The sequence below is a fragment of the Neisseria sp. P0022.S009 genome, from assembly GCF_051956675.1.
Lineage (GTDB): Bacteria > Pseudomonadota > Gammaproteobacteria > Burkholderiales > Neisseriaceae > Neisseria.
In genome coordinates this window covers 1-228 of the sequence record NZ_JBQCXE010000115.1, presented here as the reverse complement: position 1 = coordinate 228, position 228 = coordinate 1, and the positions used below count along the sequence as shown (strand labels likewise).

Genomic DNA, 228 nt, shown 5'->3' with positions numbered 1-228 from the left:
AATATCTGTGCAAGAACTTTGATATTTTTCACGGTTATGCCGGACTGAGCATCGTCCTGCCCTACGCCTACCATAAATATCAGTTTTACGAATATTCCGTGACCAAACGCTATTGGGGGGTAACACCCGATTCAGGTGGACATGATGACTCTCTATGGTACGAGGGCATTAAGTCCGTCAGTTGGTATACCCTTGTCGGCAAGGCGTTCCAAGATAAATTGAACAGCA

At 45.6% G+C, this 228-nt stretch carries 1 protein-coding gene; it reads left to right on the top strand.

All coding sequences use genetic code 11. The annotated features are described in order from the left end of the window. Positions 1-228 (top strand): type VI immunity family protein (locus tag ACTHUG_RS11690; protein ID WP_440386936.1); only part of this gene is annotated, 228 nt, incomplete at both ends.